We start from the raw sequence: 20,273 nt of genomic DNA, 5'->3' as shown, positions 1-20,273 counted from the left end.
AGCAGTCTAAGCGGGATCGGGCCAGGCCATGGCGGGGCCTACCACCTCGACCGGCTGGGACAGCGGGATCCCCGAACCGTCACGCCGGCCGTGCTCCTGAGGCAGGGACCGGGCCACGCCGGCCGCCGAGGAAGCCTTCGCGGGGCCGTGGCCGGCCCATGCCAGCAGCAGCGTATCCTCGCCCTTCAGGAAGCGGTGTGCCCGCACTCCGGCCGTCGCACGTCCCTTCGCGGGGTACTCGGAGAACGCCGTCACTTTGGCGGTTCCCGGTGCCGTGCCGGGCAGCGCCCCCGTGGTGCCGGCGATGGTCACCACGACGGCGGACTCGTCCTTGGGCTGGACGGCGCCGAAGAAGAGAACGCGGTCATCCGCAGCGAGCTTGATTCCCGCCATTCCGCCGGCCGTGCGCCCCTGCGGCCGCACCACGCCGGCGCCGAACTTGAGGAGCTGGGCCTGGCTCGTCAGGAAGACGAGTTCGGCATCCTCCGCTCCCGCCGGCGCGACACCCACCACATGGTCCTTGTCCTTCAGCGCAATGACTTCCCAGTCCTCGCGGTTCAGCGGATAATCCGGCTGCACCCGCTTTACCACTCCCTGGGCCGTGCCGATGGCCAGCACTTCGTCGAGCGGGGCGAACGCCACCAGGGTTTCCCCCTTCAGCAGGGTGATGAAGTCCTTGGCCGGAACGCCGCCGGCGAGGTTCGGCAGCCCGGATACCGGCGGCAGGACGGGCATGTCCATCACCTGCAGGCGGAGCATGCGCCCCTGTGAGGTGACGGCGGCGATCTCGCCCCTGGCGGACGTCTTGACGACGGAGGTGTACACGTCGTGCTTGGTCCTGGGCCCCGCCTCTGCCAGAGGTTCCCGGTTGCTGGTGCGGGCTATCTGGCCCGAGGCGGTCAGGATGGCCCAGCAGGGGTCGTCGGCGATTTCCAGCGCCAGCGGGACTGCCTTGCCCTTCTTCCCGTTGGTCAGGGCCAGGTCGGCCGCGACAGTGGGGGACACGGCCTCGGATTCGAGCAGCACGGTCCGCCGCGGGGTGCCGTGCTCTTCGGCGATGGCGCCAAGTTCGTCCGACACCAGGGTCCGGAGGCGTTCCTCGGAGCCGAGGATGGCCTCGAGTTCAGCGATCTCACGGCGCAGCTCGTCCTGTTCCTTCTCCAGCTCAATCCGCGAGTACTTGGTCAGCTGCCGGAGCCGCAGCTCCAGGATGTAGTTCGCCTGGATTTCCGTGAGGTCGTAGATGGACATCAGCCGGGCCCGGGCGGCGGCGGCCTCATCCGAGGACCGGATGATCTGGATGACCTCGTCGATGTCCACGATGGCGATGAGGAGGCCTTCCACCAGGTGCAGGCGGTCCTTCTTCTTCCCCAGCCGGAAGACGGTCCGGCGGCGCACCACGTCGATCCGGTGGTTCACGTACACGGTCAGCAGCTGCACCAGGCCGAGCGTCTGCGGCTGGCCGTCGACCAGGGTGACGTTGTTGATGCCGAAGGAGTCCTCCATCGGCGAATAGCGGTAGAGCTGCTGGAGCACCGCGTTGGGGTTGAAGCCGTTCTTGAGTTCGATCACCAGGCGCAGGCCGTGCTTGCGGTCCGTCAGGTCAACGATGTCGCTGATGCCGGTCAGCTTTTTGGAGTTGACGGCGTCCTTGATCTTCTCGATAACCTTTTCGGGGCCCACCATGTAGGGGAGCTCGGTGACCACAAGGCCGGTCCGGCGCGCGGAAAGCTGTTCCACCTCCACCTTGGCCCGCGTCTTGAAGGACCCGCGGCCGGTGGCGTAGGCATCACGGATACCGTCCAGTCCCACAATCCGCCCGCCGCTGGGCAGGTCCGGCCCGGGAACGAAGCGCATGATGTCGTCCAGCGTGGCGTCCGGGTTGGCGATCAGGTGCCGCGCGGCGGAGATGACCTCCACAAGGTTGTGCGGGGCCATGTTGGTGGCCATGCCGACGGCGATGCCCGTGGCGCCGTTGACCAGCAGGTTGGGGAACGCGGCAGGCAGGACGTCCGGCTGGGTGAGCTGGTTGTCATAGTTGGGGACAAAGTCCACCACGTCCTCATCGAGGTGGTTGGTGAGGGTGAGGGCAGCAGCCGCAAGCCGGGCCTCGGTGTACCGCGGGGCGGCAGGGCCGTCGTCGAGCGATCCGAAGTTCCCGTGCCCGTCAATGAGCGGCAGCCGCAGCGAGAAGTCCTGGGCCATGCGCACCATGGCGTCATAGATGGCCGTATCGCCGTGCGGGTGCAGCTTGCCCATGACCTCGCCCACCACGCGGGCGCTTTTGACGTGTCCCCGGTCCGGGCGCAGGCCCATGTCGCTCATCATGTAGAGGATGCGGCGCTGCACCGGCTTGAGGCCGTCCCGGGCGTCCGGAAGCGCCCGCGAATAGATCACCGAGTAGGCATACTCCAGGAAGGAGCCTTCCATTTCGGAGGTGACATCGATATCCACGATGTTCTCCGTGTAGGGGGAGCTGTCATCCACAGCGGGGGCGGAACTTTGGCGGCGGGCCATGGGGGTTGGTAAATCCTTCTTCGGTACTGTGCAGCTGACGGGGGTGTGCTGCGGAAGTTTTTGGCTAGGCTAAGCCTATGGTGGATCAGCCCGGGGACGGCGAATATCCGGAACATTGGGAAGCCGATGTCGTGCTGCGGGACGGCGGGACAGCCCACTTAAGGCCGATTCATCCCTCCGATGCCGACGCTGTCCAGGCCTTCCACGTGGGGCAGTCGCAGGATTCAATCTACATGCGGTTCTTCGCCTTCAAGGCCAGGCTGTCCAGCAAAGAGCTCAAGCGCTTCACCGAGGTTGACTACAAGGACCGGGTAGCTTTCGTCATCACCATCCGCGGCGAAATCGTGGGAATTGGACGCTACGACCGGCTTGACGACCCCACCGAGGCGGAGGTGGCGTTCAACATTGCCGACTCCCACCAGGGACGCGGAATCGGCTCCATCCTGCTGGAACACCTGGCCGCCGCTGCACACGAAAACGGGATCCGGCGCTTCAGCGCCGAGGTACTGCCGGAAAACCGCAAGATGCTGACGGTATTTTCCGAGGCCGGCTACGACGTCCGGCGGCATTTTGACGACGGCGTCGTCAGCCTTGAGTTCAACATCGACCCCACGGAGAAGTCGCGTGCCGTAATGGAATCCCGGGAGCACCGCGCGGAGGCGAGGAGCGTGCGGGACCTGCTGACGCCGTCGTCCATTGCCGTGATCGGTGCCAGCCGCAAGTGGGGGACCGTCGGCTACCAGCTCCTGGAGCACATCATCGAGGGCGGTTTCAGCGGCCCCGTCTACGCCATCAACCCGGAAGCGCTGGAACTCGCCGGCATGATGTCCTTCGGCAAACTCTCCGAAGTCCCGGATCCCGTCCAGCTGGCCGTCGTCGCCGTCCCGTATGAAGAAGTCCCCGCCGTGGTGGCGGACTGCGCCGCCGCCGGCGTCAGGGGGCTGGTGGTTGCCTCTGCAGGCTTCGCGGACGACGGCGAACGCGGCCTGCTGCGCCAGCGGGACCTGGTGCGGCAGGCCCGGGCAAGCGGCATGCGGGTGATTGGGCCGGCGTCGCTGGGAATCGTGAACACCAACCCTGACGTGTCATTGAATGCTTCCATGGCGCCCACCTTGCCGCTCCGGGGCGGGCTGGGCCTGTTCAGCCAGTCGGCGGCCATCGGCGTCTCGCTGTACGCCGCTTCCAGCCGGCGGCGGCTGGGCCTGTCCACGTTCCTGTCCGCCGGCAACCGGGCCGACGTGTCCGGCAACGACATGATGCAGTACTGGGAGGACGACCCCGATACGACCGCTGTCGGCCTCTACCTCGAGTCCATCGGCAACCCGCGCAAGTTCTCCCGCCTGGCCCGGCGTCTCGCGCGCACCCGGCCCGTCATCGTGGCCAAGTCCGATGCCATGGGGCTGCGCCTGCCGCCCGGGCACGCCGTAAGGACAACCCAGGCTCCCTCCGGCGCCCTGGACGCGATGCTGCGCCAGTCCGGCGTCATCCGGGTGGAAACCATTGAGCAACTGGTGGACGTTGCCCAAGTGGTTTCGGCGCAGCCGCTCCCCGCCGGTCCGGGACTGGCCATCTTCAGCAACTCCCAGGCGCTGGGCAAAGTGGTGGCGGACAGCGCGGCTTCCCAAGGCCTCGTCGCCGCAGAACTGGTCACCGGCGTGGACCTCGACGCCGGACAGTCGATTGCCCTGCCCGCCCTGCGGGCCAGCCTGCTCAAGACACTCGAGTCCGACGCCGTCCACTCGGCTGTGGCGGCGCTGCTCCCTGCCCGCGGGCTAACCGTGGACAGCATGGCCGAGGTACTGGCCGAATGCTCGGCAACAGCCGGAAAGCCGGTGGTGGCTGCCTTTACCGGCATCCTTGACCCTTCCATATCGGTGGAGGGAATGCTGGGGTCCCCGGAACGCGCCGTCCCCTGCTTTTCCAATCCGGGGGCTGCTGTGGCTGCGCTCGCCGCCGTGGCCCGCTACTCGGAATGGGTGTCCCGGGACCAGGGGCATTTCGTGGAACCCGAAGGGTGCAATCCCGAGCTTGCCCGGGCGGAAATCGAAGCCCTGCTCCGGGATGTCAAAGGAGAGCAGCTGAAGAAGCTGGACCCGGCAGCCGCGGCCTCACTGCTGGGGCATTACGGAATCAGGGTGCTGCCTTCGGTGGGCTTTGATAACGCCGACCAGGCCGTTGAGGCTGCGGATGCCCTGGGCTGGCCCGTGGTGCTGAAGACTACCGATCCCGCGCTTCGGCACCGGCTTGACCTCGGCGGGGTGCGCCTGGACATCCAGGATGCGGAATCGCTGCGCCGGAACGTGCTGCAGATGCGGCGCGTGCTCTCCAACTACGGGGACCCCGCGCTGGAAGTACAAAGCATGGCGCCGGTGGGGCAGGCCTGCACGTTCCGGGCCATCGAAGATCCGCTGCTGGGCCCGGTGATCTCGTTCGGGCTCGCCGGGGACGCCGTGAACCTGCTGGACGACTGGGCGCACCGCGTCCCGCCGCTCTCCGCCGCCGACGTCGACGACTTCATCCGCGCCCCACGGGCGGCCCAAAAGCTGTTTGGCTACCAGGGCCTGCCGGCCGTGGACGTCAAGGCACTTGAGGACCTTGCCGGCCGCCTCGCCTGGCTCAAGGACAACCACCCCGAAATCGCCCTGGTGGAACTCAACCCCGTCCTGTGCGGCACCTCGGGAGCCACCACCCTCGCTGCTGACGTCCGCATCGGCAATGCCGCCCAGCGGACGGACAGCGCGCGGCGGGCCATGCTGGGCTGACGCGGTTAGCAAGTGACCGGCCGATCTGTGAAAATGGGGGAATGAGCTCACAGCCTCCCGCGTCGGCGCCCGAAACGCCCGGCAATGAAACCCAGGCAGTCCGCCAGCACAGCTCACACAGCCACAGCGCCCAGGGCCAGAGCCTGGAAGGCGCGCTGCAGAAGGCGGGCTTCTACCCCCGCCTCGTGGCCGATGTCGTCGATGACGCCTTGGACGGCCGCGACTGTGTTGCCCACCTTGTGCACCTGGAAACCCACTTCGACCGGGCTGAAGTCCGGCGGCACATCACGGTATTGGTGCTGACCTCGGACATGCTGGTGATCACCCATGTGGACGACCAGCAGCTGGACGAGGCCGGCGAGCAGATCGTCGCCCAAATCTCCACTGAATCCGTTCCCGTGGCCCAGATCCGGTCTGTCGTGCTGAGCTACATGTACGCCCAGCCGCAGAACTACAAACCCTCCGACCCCGTGCGCGAGGTAACGCTGTCCATCGCATGGTCCGGTGGCCAGCGGCTGGACATGGGTCCTGCCAGCTGCGGCGATCCGCAGTGCGAAGCCGACCACGGCTACAGCGGGACCATTGCGCAGGAGGACATCGTCCTGCGCATCAGCGCCGAGGCGGACGGCCTGCAGGCAGTTCAGGACGCCAAGCTCTTCGCCCGTGCACTTCGTGCCGTGAACACCGGTTCCCCGGCCCCGCAGCCCCACGTGCAGTCGATGCCGCCGCGGCCGCGCCCAGGAGTATTCGGCAACCGCCTCAGCCGCGGGCACCAGCAGCGCTGATGCCCGAAGACCGCCACCCGAACCCTAACGTTTCCGCCCGGCCCCAGGTTGTCCTGCCGCCAGCGCCTGCCTACGGCCAGCGCTCCATCGCCGACGTGCTCACCAGCGCCGCGGCAAGCCTGGGGGTGGACGGGTTTGAGAATACCCTTGGCCTGCCTGCCGCCTCCCGCGTGTGCGTGGTGCTGGCGGACGGCCTGGGCCGGAACCTGCTGAAGCAGAAATCGGCCCACACACCTTTCCTGCGTTCAGTCATCCAGGCCGGGCAGGGCGCTGTTCCCGTCTGGCTCGATTCCGCGTTCCCTTCCACCACCGCAGCCGCCCTGGCCAGTTTCGGCACCGGTCTCCCGCCGGGCCAGCACGGCATGGTGGGTTATGACGTGCTGGACCCGGAACAGGACAAGGTAGTCAACCTGCTCGGGAACTGGGATGCCGGCGTTGACCCCGCTACGTGGCAGCCCTTTCCCACCGTGCTGGAACGCGCGGAGGGACACGTGGACGTCACCACCGTCAGCCTGCCGCAATTTGGGGGCTCGCCCATGACCCGCGCCGCCTTGCGGGGCGGCAAATTTATCTCGGCCACCACGGCGCACGCCCGGACAGAAGCCGCGACCGAGGCCATGTCCGCCGCCAATCCCGCGCTGATGTACTTCTACCTGAACGAGCTGGACAAGGCCGGGCACCGCTACGGCTGCCAGTCCGAGCAATGGGAGCACCAACTCGAAGAGCTTGACGCGACCATGAAGCGGCTCAACTCTTCCCTGCCGGCCGGCACCACGATCCTGCTCACCGCGGACCACGGCATGCTGGACGTTCCTGAGCAGCAGCGCATCGATTTCTCCGCTGAGCCTGCCTTGGTGGAAGGGGTCCGGCATACCGCAGGGGAGCCGCGAATGGTCCATCTCTACCTTGAACACGGTGCAGGGGAGGACGTCCGGGACCGCCTGCTCTCGGCATGGCAGGCACGCTTCGGAGGGCAGGTCTGGGCATTCACCCGCGAGGAAGCACTCGCTGCGGGCCTGTTCGGCACGGTCCGTCCCGCCGTCGAGGGCAGGATCGGCGACATCATGATCGCGGCGAGGGACGCCGTCGCCCTGTACGACACACGCCGCGTCCGTCCCAGCGCCATGGAAGTGGTGGGCCAGCACGGCTCGCTCACCAAAGCCGAGCGGGAGGTCCCCCTGCTCTGCTTCACGGCCGGCGGCAAGAGTTCCCGCCGTGGCTGAACTGGTCTTTTTCTCCGGCACCATGGACTGTGGAAAGTCCACCCTGGCCCTGCAAATGGACCACAACCACCGGGCCAGGGGACGCGGCGGAGTGCGCTTCAGCCGCAACGACCGCGCCGGTGAATCGCGCATCTCCAGCCGCCTGGGCCTGCAGACTGACGCGGTGGAAGTGGTGGACAGCACCGACTTCTGGGAGGAAGTCATGCTGCGGCGCACGCAGGGGCAGCGGGTGGACTACCTGATCTGCGACGAGGCCCAGTTTTATACGCCCGAGCAGGTGGAACAGCTGGCGAAAGTCGTGGACGAGATCGACGTCGACGTGTTCGCGTTCGGTATTACTGCCGATTTCCGTACCCGGTTATTTCCCGGTTCCCAGCGGCTTGTGGAACTTGCGGACAGGGTGCAGGTGCTGCAGGTGGAGGCGCTGTGCTGGTGCGGCCGGCGCGCCACCCACAATGCCCGGACGGTCGACGGCGTGATGGTCACCGAAGGTGCGCAAGTTGTGGTGGGCGACGTGGACATGGCGGGAGACTCCGCCGCGGCACCCGTCGGCGGCGACCACGTCCCCGTTGTGGGCTACGAAACGCTCTGCCGCAGGCATTACATGCGGCGTGTCACCGCGCATGGCGCCGCTTTGATGGGCCAGCAGGACCCGCTGTTGCCGTTCGAAGTCGACGCCTGCCTGTGGCGTGGATCGGGCGGAGCCGGACCTGCCGGGGCTACCCGGGCTTAGAGCCGGAACACGGTTGCGCTTCTGGCACCGGCACCTGAGGCAGGTCTGACGCCACCTCCTGCCCGCTGGGAGTTGCTGAGCTTTGGTACCAGAGCCATTTTGCCGCTTGCTGCTCCTTCGTCGCTCCCATCCAAGCTACCCAAATGACCACGGCACCTTCGCTGGACTTCGGGCGAGGCCAGCTGCGGCCTGCGGGCCACGCCGCGACGCGCGGTTACTGGCTGCCTTGACGCGCCGTTTCCCTAGAAAAATCGGAAAGTTTTTTCCTGAGCCCTGGGTAGGGCCCTGTTTTGTCAGACCCCCTCGCCAGGACGGGGGTATGGAAACGAACGTGGCAGTGGTGCAGGCGGAGGCGGCCCTTGTGGCTGCTGTCGCTGCGTTTGTTGCGGTGCTCGCTGGTGGCGATACTGCTGTTTCCGGTGCCGCTGATCCCGGGTCTGCCGCTGGGTTTGATGATGATCCGTTGCAGCGGGTTGCTGATGGGGCTTTGGATGTCCTGGCAGCGGTGGCCCGGTCAGAAGCGAAGCTGGCGGCCCTGAAGGCACAGGCCGTGGCAGTGTTCGCGGAAGCCACGAAAGCGTTGAACGCTCCTGCTTCGTCTCCGTATGAGGCGACGGCGCAGGAGCGGAGCCTGGTCGCGGAGGTGGGGTGTGTGCTGGCAATCGGTGACCGGGCCGCCGGTGCCTTGCTCGCCGACTCCCATGCCCTCACCACTTCCCTGCCCCGGACCCTGGCTGCTTTGCAGGCCGGGACGATTTTCTGGGCGCACGCCCGGACCATGGTGGACCAGACCGCAAGCCTAGACCGTAACGGGGCGGCTGCGTTGGAGGCGCACTTCCTGGACCCGGACACGCCGAAACCGGGAGCAGCCGCCACGGTCGGGGAGATGCCGGCGTACCGGTTCAAAGCCAAGGCCCGGGCCTGGCGGGAACGCCATCACCCGGAGAGCCTGGAGAAGCGGCACGCCAAGAGTGTGGCGGACCGGCGGGTCGAGTACTGGCTTGATGGTGACGGGATGGGTTGGGTCGCCGCCGCGTGTCTGCCCGCGGACCAGGCGTTGGCGATCTGGGACCGGCTCACGGCGGCAGCGCGGGGCTTGCAGGGCCCTGCCGAATCCCGGACCCTGCCCCAGCTCCGGGCGGATGTGGCTGCCGGCTGGCTTCTGGGCACTACCACCCAGGTCCCCGCACCCCGGGCACAGATCCTGGTCACCGTGCCCGTGTTCTCGTTGCTGGGCCTGACCGATGAGCCGGCGGTGCTGGACGGGTCCGGCCCCATCCCCGCGTCGATGGCACGGAACCTCGTCGGTAACGGAGCGGACTCGTTCTACCGGGTACTGGTGGACCCCCGGGACGGGGCACCGTTGGAGATCGGCCGGACCAGCTACCGGCTGACCAAAGCCATGCGGAACTGGCTGCGGCTGCGGGACGGCAAATGCCCGTTCCCGGGCTGCAGCAACAACTCCCTGGACAACGAAGCCGACCACCTCCTCGCCTGGCACCAAGGCGGCACCACCGGAATATCCAACCTCGGCCAGCCCTGCCGCAAACACCACAAACTCCGCCACACCAGCGGCTGGAAACCAACACCAGCCACCACAACCGAACCACCGGGCTGGACCTCACCCACCGGCCGGCACTACAAAAGCGAACACCAGAACTGGGAACCACCAGTGTGGCCGGAATGGCTGGCGCCGGAGTGGATGGCGGACGGGCAACACGCTGATGGCGGCGTTCAACGCCAACGAATGTCTCATCCGGCTTTGCCCCATCTGGACCTCGAGCTATCCAATATGTGTAGCAAAAATCCAGGCCTGCCGGAACAAGGCATGCCTTCTTCCGAAACCGAATATCAGGACCCGCACCTTGAGGACCTGCCGGACTTCGACATTCCTGAGGACCCCGGCCTGCCCGAAGGCGAACTGCCCGAAGACCCATTCGCCGAGTGGCACCTGATGCTGGCCTTAGCGGCCCACGCCTAGTCAGGAAACACAGAACCCATTGAAACCTCAGGCTCCGACATTTTGCAGCTGGAGCGCTAGTCGCCCCGCGTACCGAAGACGATCTCGTCCCAGGAAGGGACGCTGGAGCGCTTGGGTCTGCCCGGCTGGCGCTCAGGGGCGCCCGTCTCCGGAAGCTGGCCCGTAACAGGGGAGTTGTCTTCGTTGCGCGGAGCTTGCCGCCGAGGATTCCCGCCCAGCAGCTCGTTCAAGCCTCCGCCACTAACAGGACTGCCGTCGGTGTTGCCACTGCCATCACGGGTGCCGCTGGCGTCCGCGTCCCCGGTTTCGGGGCTGCTGCCGGAAGGCCTGCGGGGGGACGCCACAATGGTGATTTCGCGTGTATCAGTACTCACGCCGTCGTGCAGCTTCAAAGCGTCTTCCATGGCGTCCCGGTGCGGGGGAATGAGGCTAAGCCGGGACAGCATCGAAGGCCTGGCGTCGCGGCGTCGGGTAAAGGAGTTGGCCTGCGCGGCAGGGGCTTCGGGGGTGTCATCCTGCGACTCGTCGCCGGACTCTTCCGGTTCAGGTGTTACTTCCGATGGCCTGGGGTGGGCAGCGGGAACGCCGTGGGTCAGGAGCAGGGCCAAGGCGTCGTCAGAATCCTCGTCGACGCCCAGTCGCTGCCCGCGGCGCGAACGGAGCATGTCCAGGAGTCCGTCCGATTCCTTGCCGTCCGCCGGCTCGGCTTCGGGACCAGGCCGGGGTGAAGAGCGCGCAGAGTCGGCGTCGGCTTCGAAGTCGAAGGGGCGGTCGGAGACTGCAGAGAGCCTGCGGGCGGGGACGGGTCCATCCAAGGGCTCGAGTTCGCTGAGCTGCTGCGCCCACCGGTTCGCGTTCTGCAGGGATCTCCTGCCAGGACTGAAAGTCCACAGGGCAGGCGGCTCCTCACCGACGCCGGCCGTACCGCCGGTGTTGGCCTCGAAGCTGGCTGAAACCGTCCAGGTTCCGTCCTGGCGCCGCCAGGAATCCCACTCCACAGTGGACGGATCAATGCCATGGGCGGACAGCCGGTGCGTCACCATGTCACCGAGCGACGCCGGATTGTCCCCAAAAGCGGACCGGTAGATGTCGTGACCTGGCGAGGGCGAGGCGACCTCGACCTTCCGTGCCTGCTGGGCGACGTACTCGCGCTCCGCCAGGACGGGTCCCTCGTAGCGTTCCACCTTGGCCAGCGGCAGGCCGGAGAGTTCCGCCACGTCCGCAGCAGTCGCACCTGCCCGGATCCGCGCCTGGATGTCCCTTGGCGACATGGGAACGGGAGACCGCTCGGCCGGCGGCCTTCCGGCCGACCTGGTCGCGGTCCTCAGCGCTTCGTCGATCGGCAGCTGGAACATCTCGCCGCCGGCACCGCTCAACAGGAGATGCGCCCCGTCGTCGTGTACGCCTACAAGCCGTAGATCCTGCATACAAATCCTCCACCCTGGCATTACTATCAATCGAAACTCTGCCACCCGCTGATCCCGTTTTGGCTCAAGGGGCAGGGCGCGCCGCGATATTCCGGACCGGGCATGGCTATAGGGGCTTGCCCGAGGACGGGAGGGATCCGCCGCGGCCGGGCACAAACCAGGGACATCCGGCGTTATGAAGGGTTGTTCACAGGCAGGCAAAAGGAAGAGGGATACGGCGACCATGGCCACCGATTACGATGCGCCGCGCAAATCTGAGGAAGAGCTCGGAGAGGATTCCATCGAAGAGCTGAAGACCCGGCGCTCTGACAAGCCCGTTGCGGTGGTGGACGAGGACGAAAGCGATCTTGCCGCCGGCTACGAGCTGCCCGGCGCAGACCTTTCCGGCGAAGAACTGACGGTTCAGGTGGTTCCCGCCCAGGCAGATGAGTTCACTTGTTCTTCCTGCTTCCTTGTTCGGCACCGCTCCCAAATCGCCCGCGAAAAGGATGGGCGCTTCTACTGCAAGGAGTGCGAAGGCTGATCCCTGAGCAGGATAAAAGCAGCAGCCAGCAAGTCGAGTGAGCCGGCAAGCCGAGGTGGATTTATCACGACGGCGACATGCGGCCTGGCGGGCGGGCGGGTCACCGGCGTGACAGCGCCGCAGTCACTTCATCCGGGTGCCGCGTGGAGGTCAGCCAGTATGGGGTCTGGTCCGCGGGATCCGTAATTTCGATCCTGACCACGGGATCGATCCACCCGCGGATGCAGAGGTAGGCCAGGGCGTTCAGCCGGGTCCCGCGTTCGGCTGTTGCTTCCGGACCACGGAACGCCTCAACGGCACCCACGAACCTGCGCTCGATGGTGGCCCGGCCAACCGACAGGGAGTCGTCCGTGACCACGATGGCCGGGGTGGACAGGATCAGGAGAACAGCCATGATGGCGAACAGCACCCCGGCGGCCGTGAAACCTGCTGCTGTGCTGATGGGCGCAAATACCAGGATGCCCGCTCCTGCCACACCCGCAGCAATGATCCAGATCCATACGTTGGGCCAGAGCTTCTCCCTATAGATCACCGCAGCCCCGGTAGACGGTTTCGGGGGAACGGGCGCAGAGGAGCTTGATTCGGGCATATGCCCAGCTTTCCATCTTTGTCCAGCTATTTCATCTTGGGTGGAAGCGCTCCTGTGCCGCATCCCGTTCCCCGGCGCTGCCGCTACCGGGAGCTTGCCCTAGGACTGATTTGGGGGCGCGGGTTAGAGTGAGTGACTGTGACTGATCATCCCGCCACAGTAGATACTTTCCACGTTGAAGCCACCGCAGCCGGCACCGCTGCGCCCGCCGTGGCTTCAAGTGCTCCCACCCTGCAGGTCCAGCTGAAGATGCTGGATCCGGACCTGGAGGCCCCGTCCTATGCCCACCCGGGCGACGCCGGCGCTGACCTTCGTGCCCGCGTGGACGTTGTACTCCAGCCGGGGGAGCGGAAGCTGGTCCCAACGGGAGTGGCCATCGCCCTTCCTGAAGGCTTCGTCGCACTGATCCATCCCCGTTCGGGCCTGGCCACGAAGCACGGGCTTACCATCGTGAACGCACCTGGAACCGTGGACGCCGGCTACCGCGGCGAGATCGCTGTCACCCTCCTGAACACGGATGCGAAGCAAAGCATCGAACTGGCCCGCGGCGATAGAATTGCGCAGATGGTAATTCAGCGCGTGGAGTACGCGCAGTTCATCCTCGTCAACGAATTGAGCGAATCGGTACGTGGCACTGGAGGTTTCGGCTCCACCGGCGGCTTCAACCTGCCGGAAGCCTGACCCTTATCTCTTCCCTCACCCGTTCTGCCGTGCCGGCGCTTGCACGCCGGACGGCAACAGAGCACGACGGCGGGACCCCCACGGGCCGGACCGGCAAAACTTCACACATAAGGAGAAACCCCAATGGTCTTTGGGCTCGGCAGGAAAGCCAAGAAGGAACAAGCAGCCGAACCGGACGAATTGTCCGCTGAGGCAGAGACTGCGGAAGAGGCAGTGGACAGTTCCGGAAGCCGCTCGAACGGCCCTTTCGACGAATCTGAAATTAGCAGCCGCGATGGCTATGTTGACTTGGGCGCGCTCCTGATCACCCCCAGCGAGGGACTCCAGCTCCGGCTCGAAGTGGAAGAGGCCACGCAGCGCGTCGTCGCGGTCACCCTGGACCTCAACGGCTCCAGCCTCCAGCTCCAGGCCTTCGCAGCACCCAAAAGCGAGGGGCTCTGGGACGAAATCCGCGAGCAGATCGGCCAGTCCGTGGGAGTCCAGGGCGGACAGGTCGAGGAGGTCGAAGGCACGTTCGGAACCGAACTCGTGGCCAAGCTGCCCGCCGGACTGCCGGACGGCAGCCAGGGCTACCGGGTGGCACGCTTTATTGGAGTGGACGGCCCCCGCTGGTTCCTGCGCGGCGTACTGGGTGGACCCGCGGCACTGGAACGCCCTGCGGCCGAACCCCTCGAAGCGCTGTTCCGCCAGGTGGTTGTGATCCGTGGCGACAGCCCCATGCCGCCGCGCGACCTGCTGCAGCTCCGGCTGCCCAAGGACGCCACCACCACGCCACCGCCTGCTGCCCCCGCACTTCAGGAACCTGAACGTGGTCCTGAAATTACACAGATTGGCTGACAACGCGCCCGGGGGAGCTCCGCTGAACGGAAGCGACGATGTTCCACTCAGCCGGCTGCCGGACAAAGGCCGTGTGGTCTGCCGGGGCCGCATCGAATCCGTGACCTATGTTCCGGCGGACCAGACGGCGGCCTTCAGCGCCATGGTCTCTGACGCCGATCCCCGCGACGCGGAAGCCGGGGCCGCGGCCAGTCCCCGGGGGCGGCTTCGTGTGGTGTGGCTGGGGCGGCGGCGCGTGCCGGGCATCGACGCCGGCACCGAAGTGCGGCTCAAAGGGATGCTGTCCCGTGTCGACGGGCTGCCCACCATGTTCAATCCACGCTACGAAATACTGTCCCGCCAGGAGAACGAATGACTGCGTCTGAGCCCAACCCGTCCTCCGGTGCAACAGGTCCGAACGGCGCAGCCCCTCAGGGCACCGGTCCGAAAGGCGTTGACCAGGACAAGCTGCCGGACGGTGTGGGCCAGGAACCCTCCCCTGTAGCTGGCCTCGCTGCAGACTACGCCGCAAAAGCAGGGCTGCACCGGACCCATGACGGCCGGGTGGATGTGCTGCGCAGCGCCGGCGGTGTCCAGGGCATTGCCGAAAGCATCCTTCCGGGACTGCTGTTCCTCGTGACGTACACCATCACCCAGGACCTCACAATCTCGCTCGTGGCTGCGCTGGCTATCGCCGCAGTGTTCACTGTGGTCAGGCTGGTGCAGCGGCGTCCCCTGACACAGGCGCTGGCCGGCGTCGTGGGTGTGGGCATCTCCGCCTGGCTCGCCAACACCACCGGAAAAGCCGAGGACTTCTACCTGCCGGGCTTCTTCACCAATGCGGCTTACATCGTGGCAATGGTGATTTCGATCCTCGTAAAGTGGCCGGTGGCCGGTTTGCTCTTCGGGTTCATCCGCAACGAGGGCCTGGACTGGCGCAAGGACCCGGCCCGGCTCAAGGCGTACCGGCTGGGCACCTGGATCATCGTGGCAGTCCTGGTGCTCAGGCTTGTGGTGCAGGTTCCCCTCTACCTCATGGGACCGGAAGGGTTTGCGGCGCTGGCCACCACCAGGCTCCTTATGGGTGCGCCCCTGTACATCCTGGGAATTTGGATCGCATGGCTCGTCACCAAGCCGGCCCCGGTTGACGAGGCGGCGGACGGCGCGCCTGCGAAAGGCTAGCCGCCTACCCGTCGAACCCGTCGTCCTCGGGGCCTTGCTGCTCCAGGTGCCCCGCGTCTTCCGCAGGCCTGGGCTGCGGAGCTTCAAAGGATTCGGGGGAGAGTAGTCCCCGCAGCTCGTCCTCGGCGGCGATAGTGGTGACGAAAAACAGTTCGTCACCGCCGTCAATCACGTCGTCCCGGCTGGGCGTAATCGGGGCGTGGTCCCGAAGGATGGCTACCAGCGTGGAGTCCTCCGGCCAGCGGATGTCCCCTACGGTCCGCCCGATCACGTGTGAATCATGCGGAACGGTGAACTCCACCAGCGAGGACACACCCGTTTGGAGGGTGAGGAGCCGGACAAGGTCGCCGATCTCCACAGCTTCCTCCACCAGGGCCGTCATCAGCTGCGGCGTGTTGACCGCGACGTCCACGCCCCAGGAATCGTTGAACATCCAGTCGTTCTTTGGATTGTTGACCCGGCCCACGGTTCGGCCAACGCCAAATTCGGTCTTGGCCAGCAACGAAACAACAAGGTTCACCTTGTCATCACCGGTGGCCGATACCACCACGTCCGCGTCCTCAACCCTGGCGCCCTGCAGCGTGCTCAGCTCGCACGCGTCGCCGACCAACCAATGGGCGCCGCGGAGTCCGCTCCGTCCAATAACCTCCGGCTTCAGGTCGATCAGGAGGATTTCATGCTTGTGCGCCAGCAATTCCCTGGCGATGGACGAACCGACACTGCCGGCCCCCACGATCACGACTTTCACTGAAACTCCTTGGCGGGGGCTTTGGCCAGGATCTGGGCCACCTGGGCGCTGCGGTCAACCTGCAGCATTGCGTGCACGGTATCGCCGTCCTGGAACGCGGTACCGGCGTCGGGCAATAATCCTTCGCCGAACCGGGTGAGATAGGCAATGCGGATGTTCGCCGCTTTTTCGATGCTGCTGATCCGGTGGCCGATCCAGCCGGCGTCGAGGTCAAGCTCGGCGAGCACCAGGCGTCCGGAAGGCTCCCGGAAGTCACCGGCCAGGTGCTGTTCCGGAAGGATGCGGCGCAGCACCTGGTCCGCGCTCCAGCGGACCGCCGCCACCGTGGGAATCCCCAGGCGCTGGTAGATCTCGGCCCGGCCGGGATCGTAGATCCGGGCCACGACGTGCGGCACGTGGAACGTCTCCCGGGCAACCCTGGTGGCCAGGATGTTGGAATTGTCGCCGCTCGAGACCGCGGCAAAGGCGTACGCGTCGGCCACGCCGGCCTGCTTCAAAGTGTCCCGGTCGAAACCGACCCCGGTTACCTTGCGCCCGGTGAAACCCTGGCGGAGCCTGCGGAAAGCGCGGTCGTCCTGGTCAATGATGGCTACGGAGTGCCCGGCGTCTTCGAGCGTATGCGCCAACGTCGCCCCCACCCGGCCACATCCCATGATCACGAAATGCGCCACCAGTATCTCCTCTGTATCTTTCCCCACGGTCCTGCCGCTAGAACTCTACCGTCAGCGTCCCGGATCCGGCTGTCCACAGGCTGTCATGACACAGCCCGGGAATCAGACTAGCTTTGTGGAGTGCTGACAATATTGAACGCCGCGAAGCGCGTGCTCGTGGGCAGGCCGTTCCGGAACGACCGGATGGCCCATACGCTGCTTCCCAAGCGGATCGCACTTCCGGTCTACGCATCCGACGCACTGTCCTCCGTTGCGTACGCGCCCGATGAGATCCTGCTCACCCTGGCGCTGGCAGGTGTCAGCGCAGTGGCGTTTTCCCCCTGGGTGGGACTGGCCGTCATGGTGGTCCTGCTGACGGTCGTAGCCTCCTACCGGCAGAACGTCCACGCGTACCCTTCCGGCGGCGGGGATTATGAGATCGCCGGCGAAAACCTGGGGAAGTACGCCGGCCTCACCGTGGCATCGGCCCTGCTGGTGGACTACGTCCTGACTGTGGCGGTCTCAATGTCCTCGGCGGCCTCCTATGTCACCACGGCCATCCCGGCCCTTCACGGTCAGCAGGCCCTGATCGCCACGATCGGTGTGGTGATCCTTGCGCTGGTGAACCTGCGCGGCGTCAGAGAAGCCGGCAGCGTGTTCGCCGTACCCACCTACATCTTCATGGCATCCATCCTGGGCATGACGGCGGTGGGCATTTTCCAGGCGGCCACCGGGCAACTGGGGGAAGCACCCTCCGCGGCATTCACCATTGTTCCGGCGCCCGGCTTCGACGAAGGACTGGTGGGGCTCGCAGGCGCCTTCCTCCTGCTGCGTGCCTTCTCGTCCGGCGCCGCGGCACTCACCGGTGTGGAAGCAATCAGCAACGGCGTGCCGAATTTCAAGCCGCCGAAAAGCAAGAATGCGGCCACCACGCTGCTGCTCCTGGGCGTGATCGGCGCATCCATGCTCGCAGGCATCATGTACCTGGCCAACGCCACCAAGGTCCACATCGTGCTTGACCCCGCCACCGAGTTCCTGCTGAACGGCAGTCCGCTTCCTGAGGGCTACATCCAGACCCCTGCCATCAGCCAGATCGCCCAGACCATCTTCGGCCCCGGATCCGTCCCGTTCTACATTGTGGTGGCCGCCACCGGCATCATCCTGGTGTTTGCCGCGAATACCGCCTTCAACGGCTTTCCGGTGCTCGGCTCCATCCTCGCCCAGGACGGCTACCTTCCGCGCCAGCTGCGCACCAGGGGCGACAGGCTGGCCTTCAGCAACGGCGTCCTCGCCCTCGCCGCAGGCGCGCTGGTGCTCGTCCTCGCTTTCAACGCGGACGTCACCAAGCTCATCCAGCTGTACATCGTGGGCGTCTTCATCTCGTTCACGGCCAGCCAGCTGGGAATGATCCGGCACTGGGGCCGCCAGCTTAAGCTGGCCAGGGACAAAGGCGTCCGACGGCGGATGTTCAAGTCCCGCGCCATCAACAGCATCGGCTTCGGCATGACCGCCCTGGTCCTGGTCATCGTCCTGGTCACCAAATTCGAGCAGGGCGCCTGGCTTGCCCTGCTTGCCATGTTCGTCCTCTTCCTCATCATGTGGAGCATCAGGGCCCACTACGACAACGTGGCCAGGGAACTGGCGGTGGATGAGGACTCGTCCCCGCGTGCACTGCCCACCCGGGTGCATGCCGTGCTGCTGGTGTCGCATGTTCGCAAGCCCGTTCTCCGGGCCCTGGCCTACGCGCGGGCGTCCCGGCCGTCAAGGCTGGATGCGGTGACGGTGGACATCGACCCCGAAGAAACCGCAGGCACGGTAGCCGACTGGGAGAAGCTTGACATTCCCGTGCCGCTGACTGTGCTGGCCAGCCCCTACCGCGAGACAGTCACCCCCATCATGGAGTACGTCAAGCAGATGCGGCGTGACTCCCCGCGGGACCTGATCGTGGTCTACATCCCCGAATACGTCGTGGGCAAGTGGTGGGAACAACTCGTCCATAACCAGACCGCACTGCGCATCAAGACCCGGCTCCACTTCGAACCAGGCGTTATGGTCGCCAGCGTTCCCTGGCAGCTGAAATCATCCGAAGAAGCAAAGAACCTGCAGGACATCCAATGATTGCAAAGACACAAACCCAGCCGGCACTGACCGGAGAAGCGGGCACGGAAGTAGTGCTCGACGTCGGACCGGTGGCTCACGGCGGCCATTGCGTCGCCAGGCACGAAGGCCGCGTCATTTTTGTCCGGCATGCCATCCCGGGCGAAAAAGTGCGGGCGCGGCTGACGGACGCCGACGACAAGGCCAAGTTCTGGCGCGCCGACGTTGTTGAGGTGCTCGAAGCCTCACCGGACCGCGTGGACCACTTCTGGCGCCCTGCAGATTCGCGCCGCGCCTGGAGCCACGGACGTCCGCCTGTCGGCGGTGCGGAGTTCGGCCACATCACCCTGGCCCGCCAACGCAGCCTCAAGGCAGACGTGCTTGCTGAACAGCTCAAGCGGCTCGCCGGCGTCGAACAGCTCCCGGACGGCTGGGACGGATCGGTGGAAGCCGTGGGCCGCCCCACCCCGGCGCCGGATGCAGGGGCCGAGGCAACAGGCGCCGGCCGCGACGGCCTCCGCTGGCGGACGCGGGCAAGTTTTTCGGTCACCCCCGGCGGCAAGCTCGGTATGCATGCGCACCGGTCGGGGCACATCATCCCCATCCATGAGATGCCGCTGGCCATCGACGCCATCAACAACCTTGGCCTGTGGGACCTCGACCTGCAGGGCGTTGACCGCGTCGAGGTGGCCGCACCGGCGAATGGTTCGCGGCCTTTGGTGCTGCTGGCAGCGGCCGAGGGAACCAGGCCCAAACGCCTGAGCGCGATTGCGGCCCAGCTTCCGGCTGACGTTTCCGTTGCCTCCTTCGACCCCACCACCGAGGAGGTGCAGCAGGTGCGGGGCCGGTTGTGGGTGCAGGAATCCGCCGCAGGCCACGAGTACCGCGTGACCGGCGCCGGGTTCTGGCAGATCCACCGCGACGCGCCCGGGACCCTTGTGGGGGCTGTCACAGAATTCCTGCAGGGCGGCGGCTTTCTCCACCCCGGCGCGGTGGTGGCCGACCTTTACGCGGGAGCCGGCCTCTTCACTGCCGTCCTGGCCGATGCGGTGGGGGAGACGGGTTCCGTCCTCTCTGTGGAGGGCGCTCCCGGAACTAGCCGGGACGCGCGGAAGAACCTGCACGCGGCACCCCAGGTGGAGATTGTCCAGGGCCGCGTCGAGCGGGTCCTGCGCCAGAAACCGCGGGACTTCGACGCCCTGATCCTGGATCCGCCCCGGGCCGGCGCAGGAAAGGCCGTGGTGAACCAGCTGGTTGCGGCGCGCCCGCGCGCCATTGCCTACGTGTCGTGTGATCCGGCGTCGTTCGCGCGGGATGTGGGTTACTTCCGGCAGGCAGGTTGGGAGCTTGCAGGCCTTCGGGCCTTCGACCTTTACCCCCACACCCACCACCTGGAGACAGTTGCGCTGCTGACTCCAGGTCCCTGATACCGGAACCGGGATCGACTACTATGGCGGTAGTAGTCCCACGTCGCGCTCCGTAATCACGGCCGGCCGTGTGCAATTTTCAGGCCCCGCACTAATTAGGGCCTCCTAACTAGCAGGCGGTCAACCGCGCGA

The 20,273-nt window shown here is 66.2% G+C and carries 17 protein-coding genes; 12 read left to right on the top strand and 5 right to left on the bottom strand.

Features of this window, described 5'->3' with window-relative positions:
- Positions 1 to 6: 6 nt before the first annotated feature.
- Positions 7 to 2,517, bottom strand: coding sequence for a DNA gyrase/topoisomerase IV subunit A (locus AC5RV1_RS06310; protein ID WP_493993914.1), 2,511 nt, complete (start codon positions 2,515 to 2,517; stop codon positions 7 to 9).
- A gap of 77 nt (positions 2,518 to 2,594) precedes the next feature.
- Here AC5RV1_RS06310 and AC5RV1_RS06305 point away from each other — a divergent pair, with 77 nt between their 5' ends.
- From AC5RV1_RS06305 to AC5RV1_RS06285, 5 genes are all read left to right on the top strand, one after another.
- Positions 2,595 to 5,279 (top strand): bifunctional acetate--CoA ligase family protein/GNAT family N-acetyltransferase, encoded by a 2,685-nt coding sequence (locus tag AC5RV1_RS06305; RefSeq protein ID WP_493993913.1) that lies wholly within the window; start codon positions 2,595 to 2,597, stop codon positions 5,277 to 5,279.
- Between the two features lie 41 nt (positions 5,280 to 5,320).
- Positions 5,321 to 6,064, top strand: coding sequence for a DUF5998 family protein (locus AC5RV1_RS06300; RefSeq protein WP_493948738.1), 744 nt, complete (start codon positions 5,321 to 5,323; stop codon positions 6,062 to 6,064).
- Positions 6,064 to 7,287 (top strand): alkaline phosphatase family protein, encoded by a 1,224-nt coding sequence (locus AC5RV1_RS06295; protein WP_493948737.1) that lies wholly within the window; start codon positions 6,064 to 6,066, stop codon positions 7,285 to 7,287. The genes AC5RV1_RS06300 and AC5RV1_RS06295 overlap by 1 nt, the downstream gene beginning before the upstream one ends.
- Positions 7,280 to 8,020, top strand: a complete 741-nt coding sequence (locus tag AC5RV1_RS06290; protein ID WP_493993912.1) for a thymidine kinase — start codon at positions 7,280 to 7,282, stop codon at positions 8,018 to 8,020. Before AC5RV1_RS06295 ends, AC5RV1_RS06290 begins: the two co-directional genes overlap by 8 nt.
- A 319-nt stretch (positions 8,021 to 8,339) precedes the next feature.
- Positions 8,340 to 10,001: an HNH endonuclease signature motif containing protein gene (locus tag AC5RV1_RS06285; protein ID WP_493993911.1), complete on the top strand. Its 1,662-nt coding sequence runs from the start codon at positions 8,340 to 8,342 to the stop codon at positions 9,999 to 10,001.
- Between the two features lie 56 nt (positions 10,002 to 10,057).
- On the opposite strand, the gene sepH is transcribed toward AC5RV1_RS06285, so the two are convergent.
- Positions 10,058 to 11,428, bottom strand: a complete 1,371-nt coding sequence (gene sepH / locus AC5RV1_RS06280) for a septation protein SepH (protein ID WP_493993910.1) — start codon at positions 11,426 to 11,428, stop codon at positions 10,058 to 10,060.
- Between the two features lie 223 nt (positions 11,429 to 11,651).
- On the opposite strand from sepH, the gene AC5RV1_RS06275 reads away from it, so the two are divergent.
- Positions 11,652 to 11,951 carry a DUF4193 domain-containing protein gene (locus AC5RV1_RS06275; RefSeq protein WP_163163146.1) on the top strand — a complete coding sequence of 100 codons (300 nt, stop codon included), beginning with the start codon at positions 11,652 to 11,654 and terminating at the stop codon, positions 11,949 to 11,951.
- Positions 11,952 to 12,051: 100 nt separating this feature from the next.
- On the opposite strand, the gene AC5RV1_RS06270 is transcribed toward AC5RV1_RS06275, so the two are convergent.
- Complete coding sequence (locus AC5RV1_RS06270; protein ID WP_493993909.1) at positions 12,052 to 12,540, bottom strand: DUF3093 domain-containing protein; 489 nt, start codon at positions 12,538 to 12,540, stop codon at positions 12,052 to 12,054.
- Between the two features lie 138 nt (positions 12,541 to 12,678).
- Between AC5RV1_RS06270 and dut the strand changes: the two genes are divergently transcribed.
- The 4 genes from dut to AC5RV1_RS06250 all read left to right on the top strand — a co-directional run bounded on the left by dut (position 12,679) and on the right by AC5RV1_RS06250 (position 15,219).
- Positions 12,679 to 13,221 carry a dUTP diphosphatase gene (gene dut / locus AC5RV1_RS06265; protein ID WP_493993908.1) on the top strand — a complete coding sequence of 181 codons (543 nt, stop codon included), beginning with the start codon at positions 12,679 to 12,681 and terminating at the stop codon, positions 13,219 to 13,221.
- Between the two features lie 123 nt (positions 13,222 to 13,344).
- Positions 13,345 to 14,058 (top strand): DUF3710 domain-containing protein, encoded by a 714-nt coding sequence (locus AC5RV1_RS06260; protein ID WP_493993907.1) that lies wholly within the window; start codon positions 13,345 to 13,347, stop codon positions 14,056 to 14,058.
- The gene (locus tag AC5RV1_RS06255) at positions 14,051 to 14,413 is read left to right on the top strand and encodes a single stranded DNA-binding domain-containing protein (protein WP_493993906.1); all 363 of its coding nucleotides are present in this window, start codon (positions 14,051 to 14,053) and stop codon (positions 14,411 to 14,413) included. Before AC5RV1_RS06260 ends, AC5RV1_RS06255 begins: the two co-directional genes overlap by 8 nt.
- Complete coding sequence (locus AC5RV1_RS06250) at positions 14,410 to 15,219, top strand: DUF3159 domain-containing protein (RefSeq protein ID WP_493993905.1); 810 nt, start codon at positions 14,410 to 14,412, stop codon at positions 15,217 to 15,219. The genes AC5RV1_RS06255 and AC5RV1_RS06250 overlap by 4 nt, the downstream gene beginning before the upstream one ends.
- A 4-nt stretch (positions 15,220 to 15,223) precedes the next feature.
- Here AC5RV1_RS06250 and AC5RV1_RS06245 read toward each other — a convergent pair whose 3' ends face one another.
- Together AC5RV1_RS06245 and AC5RV1_RS06240 are read right to left on the bottom strand one after the other, a co-directional pair.
- Positions 15,224 to 15,967, bottom strand: a complete 744-nt coding sequence (locus AC5RV1_RS06245) for a potassium channel family protein (protein WP_493993904.1) — start codon at positions 15,965 to 15,967, stop codon at positions 15,224 to 15,226.
- Positions 15,964 to 16,638 (bottom strand): potassium channel family protein, encoded by a 675-nt coding sequence (locus tag AC5RV1_RS06240; RefSeq protein ID WP_163163158.1) that lies wholly within the window; start codon positions 16,636 to 16,638, stop codon positions 15,964 to 15,966. Before AC5RV1_RS06240 ends, AC5RV1_RS06245 begins: the two co-directional genes overlap by 4 nt.
- Before the next feature lie 120 nt (positions 16,639 to 16,758).
- On the opposite strand from AC5RV1_RS06240, the gene AC5RV1_RS06235 reads away from it, so the two are divergent.
- A complete protein-coding gene (locus tag AC5RV1_RS06235) occupies positions 16,759 to 18,735 on the top strand; it encodes an APC family permease (RefSeq protein ID WP_493948727.1) in 1,977 nt (658 codons plus the stop codon).
- Positions 18,732 to 20,141 (top strand): class I SAM-dependent RNA methyltransferase, encoded by a 1,410-nt coding sequence (locus AC5RV1_RS06230; RefSeq protein ID WP_493993903.1) that lies wholly within the window; start codon positions 18,732 to 18,734, stop codon positions 20,139 to 20,141. The genes AC5RV1_RS06235 and AC5RV1_RS06230 overlap by 4 nt, the downstream gene beginning before the upstream one ends.
- Positions 20,142 to 20,273 lie beyond the last annotated feature (132 nt).

This window comes from Arthrobacter sp. Hb9-2, assembly GCF_059091165.1.
Note: the sequence above shows the minus strand (reverse complement) of the source record. Positions and strands in the feature narration are given on the sequence as shown.

Coding starts and splice junctions, on each gene's coding strand:
- AC5RV1_RS06310 (WP_493993914.1), bottom strand. CDS start 2,517: ATGGCCCGCCGCCAAAGTTCCGCCCCCGCTGTGGATGACAGCTCCCCC.
- AC5RV1_RS06305 (WP_493993913.1), top strand. CDS start 2,595: ATGGTGGATCAGCCCGGGGACGGCGAATATCCGGAACATTGGGAAGCC.
- AC5RV1_RS06300 (WP_493948738.1), top strand. CDS start 5,321: ATGAGCTCACAGCCTCCCGCGTCGGCGCCCGAAACGCCCGGCAATGAA.
- AC5RV1_RS06295 (WP_493948737.1), top strand. CDS start 6,064: ATGCCCGAAGACCGCCACCCGAACCCTAACGTTTCCGCCCGGCCCCAG.
- AC5RV1_RS06285 (WP_493993911.1), top strand. CDS start 8,340: ATGGAAACGAACGTGGCAGTGGTGCAGGCGGAGGCGGCCCTTGTGGCT.
- sepH (WP_493993910.1), bottom strand. CDS start 11,428: ATGCAGGATCTACGGCTTGTAGGCGTACACGACGACGGGGCGCATCTC.
- AC5RV1_RS06275 (WP_163163146.1), top strand. CDS start 11,652: ATGGCCACCGATTACGATGCGCCGCGCAAATCTGAGGAAGAGCTCGGA.
- AC5RV1_RS06270 (WP_493993909.1), bottom strand. CDS start 12,540: ATGCCCGAATCAAGCTCCTCTGCGCCCGTTCCCCCGAAACCGTCTACC.
- AC5RV1_RS06260 (WP_493993907.1), top strand. CDS start 13,345: ATGGTCTTTGGGCTCGGCAGGAAAGCCAAGAAGGAACAAGCAGCCGAA.
- AC5RV1_RS06250 (WP_493993905.1), top strand. CDS start 14,410: ATGACTGCGTCTGAGCCCAACCCGTCCTCCGGTGCAACAGGTCCGAAC.
- AC5RV1_RS06230 (WP_493993903.1), top strand. CDS start 18,732: ATGATTGCAAAGACACAAACCCAGCCGGCACTGACCGGAGAAGCGGGC.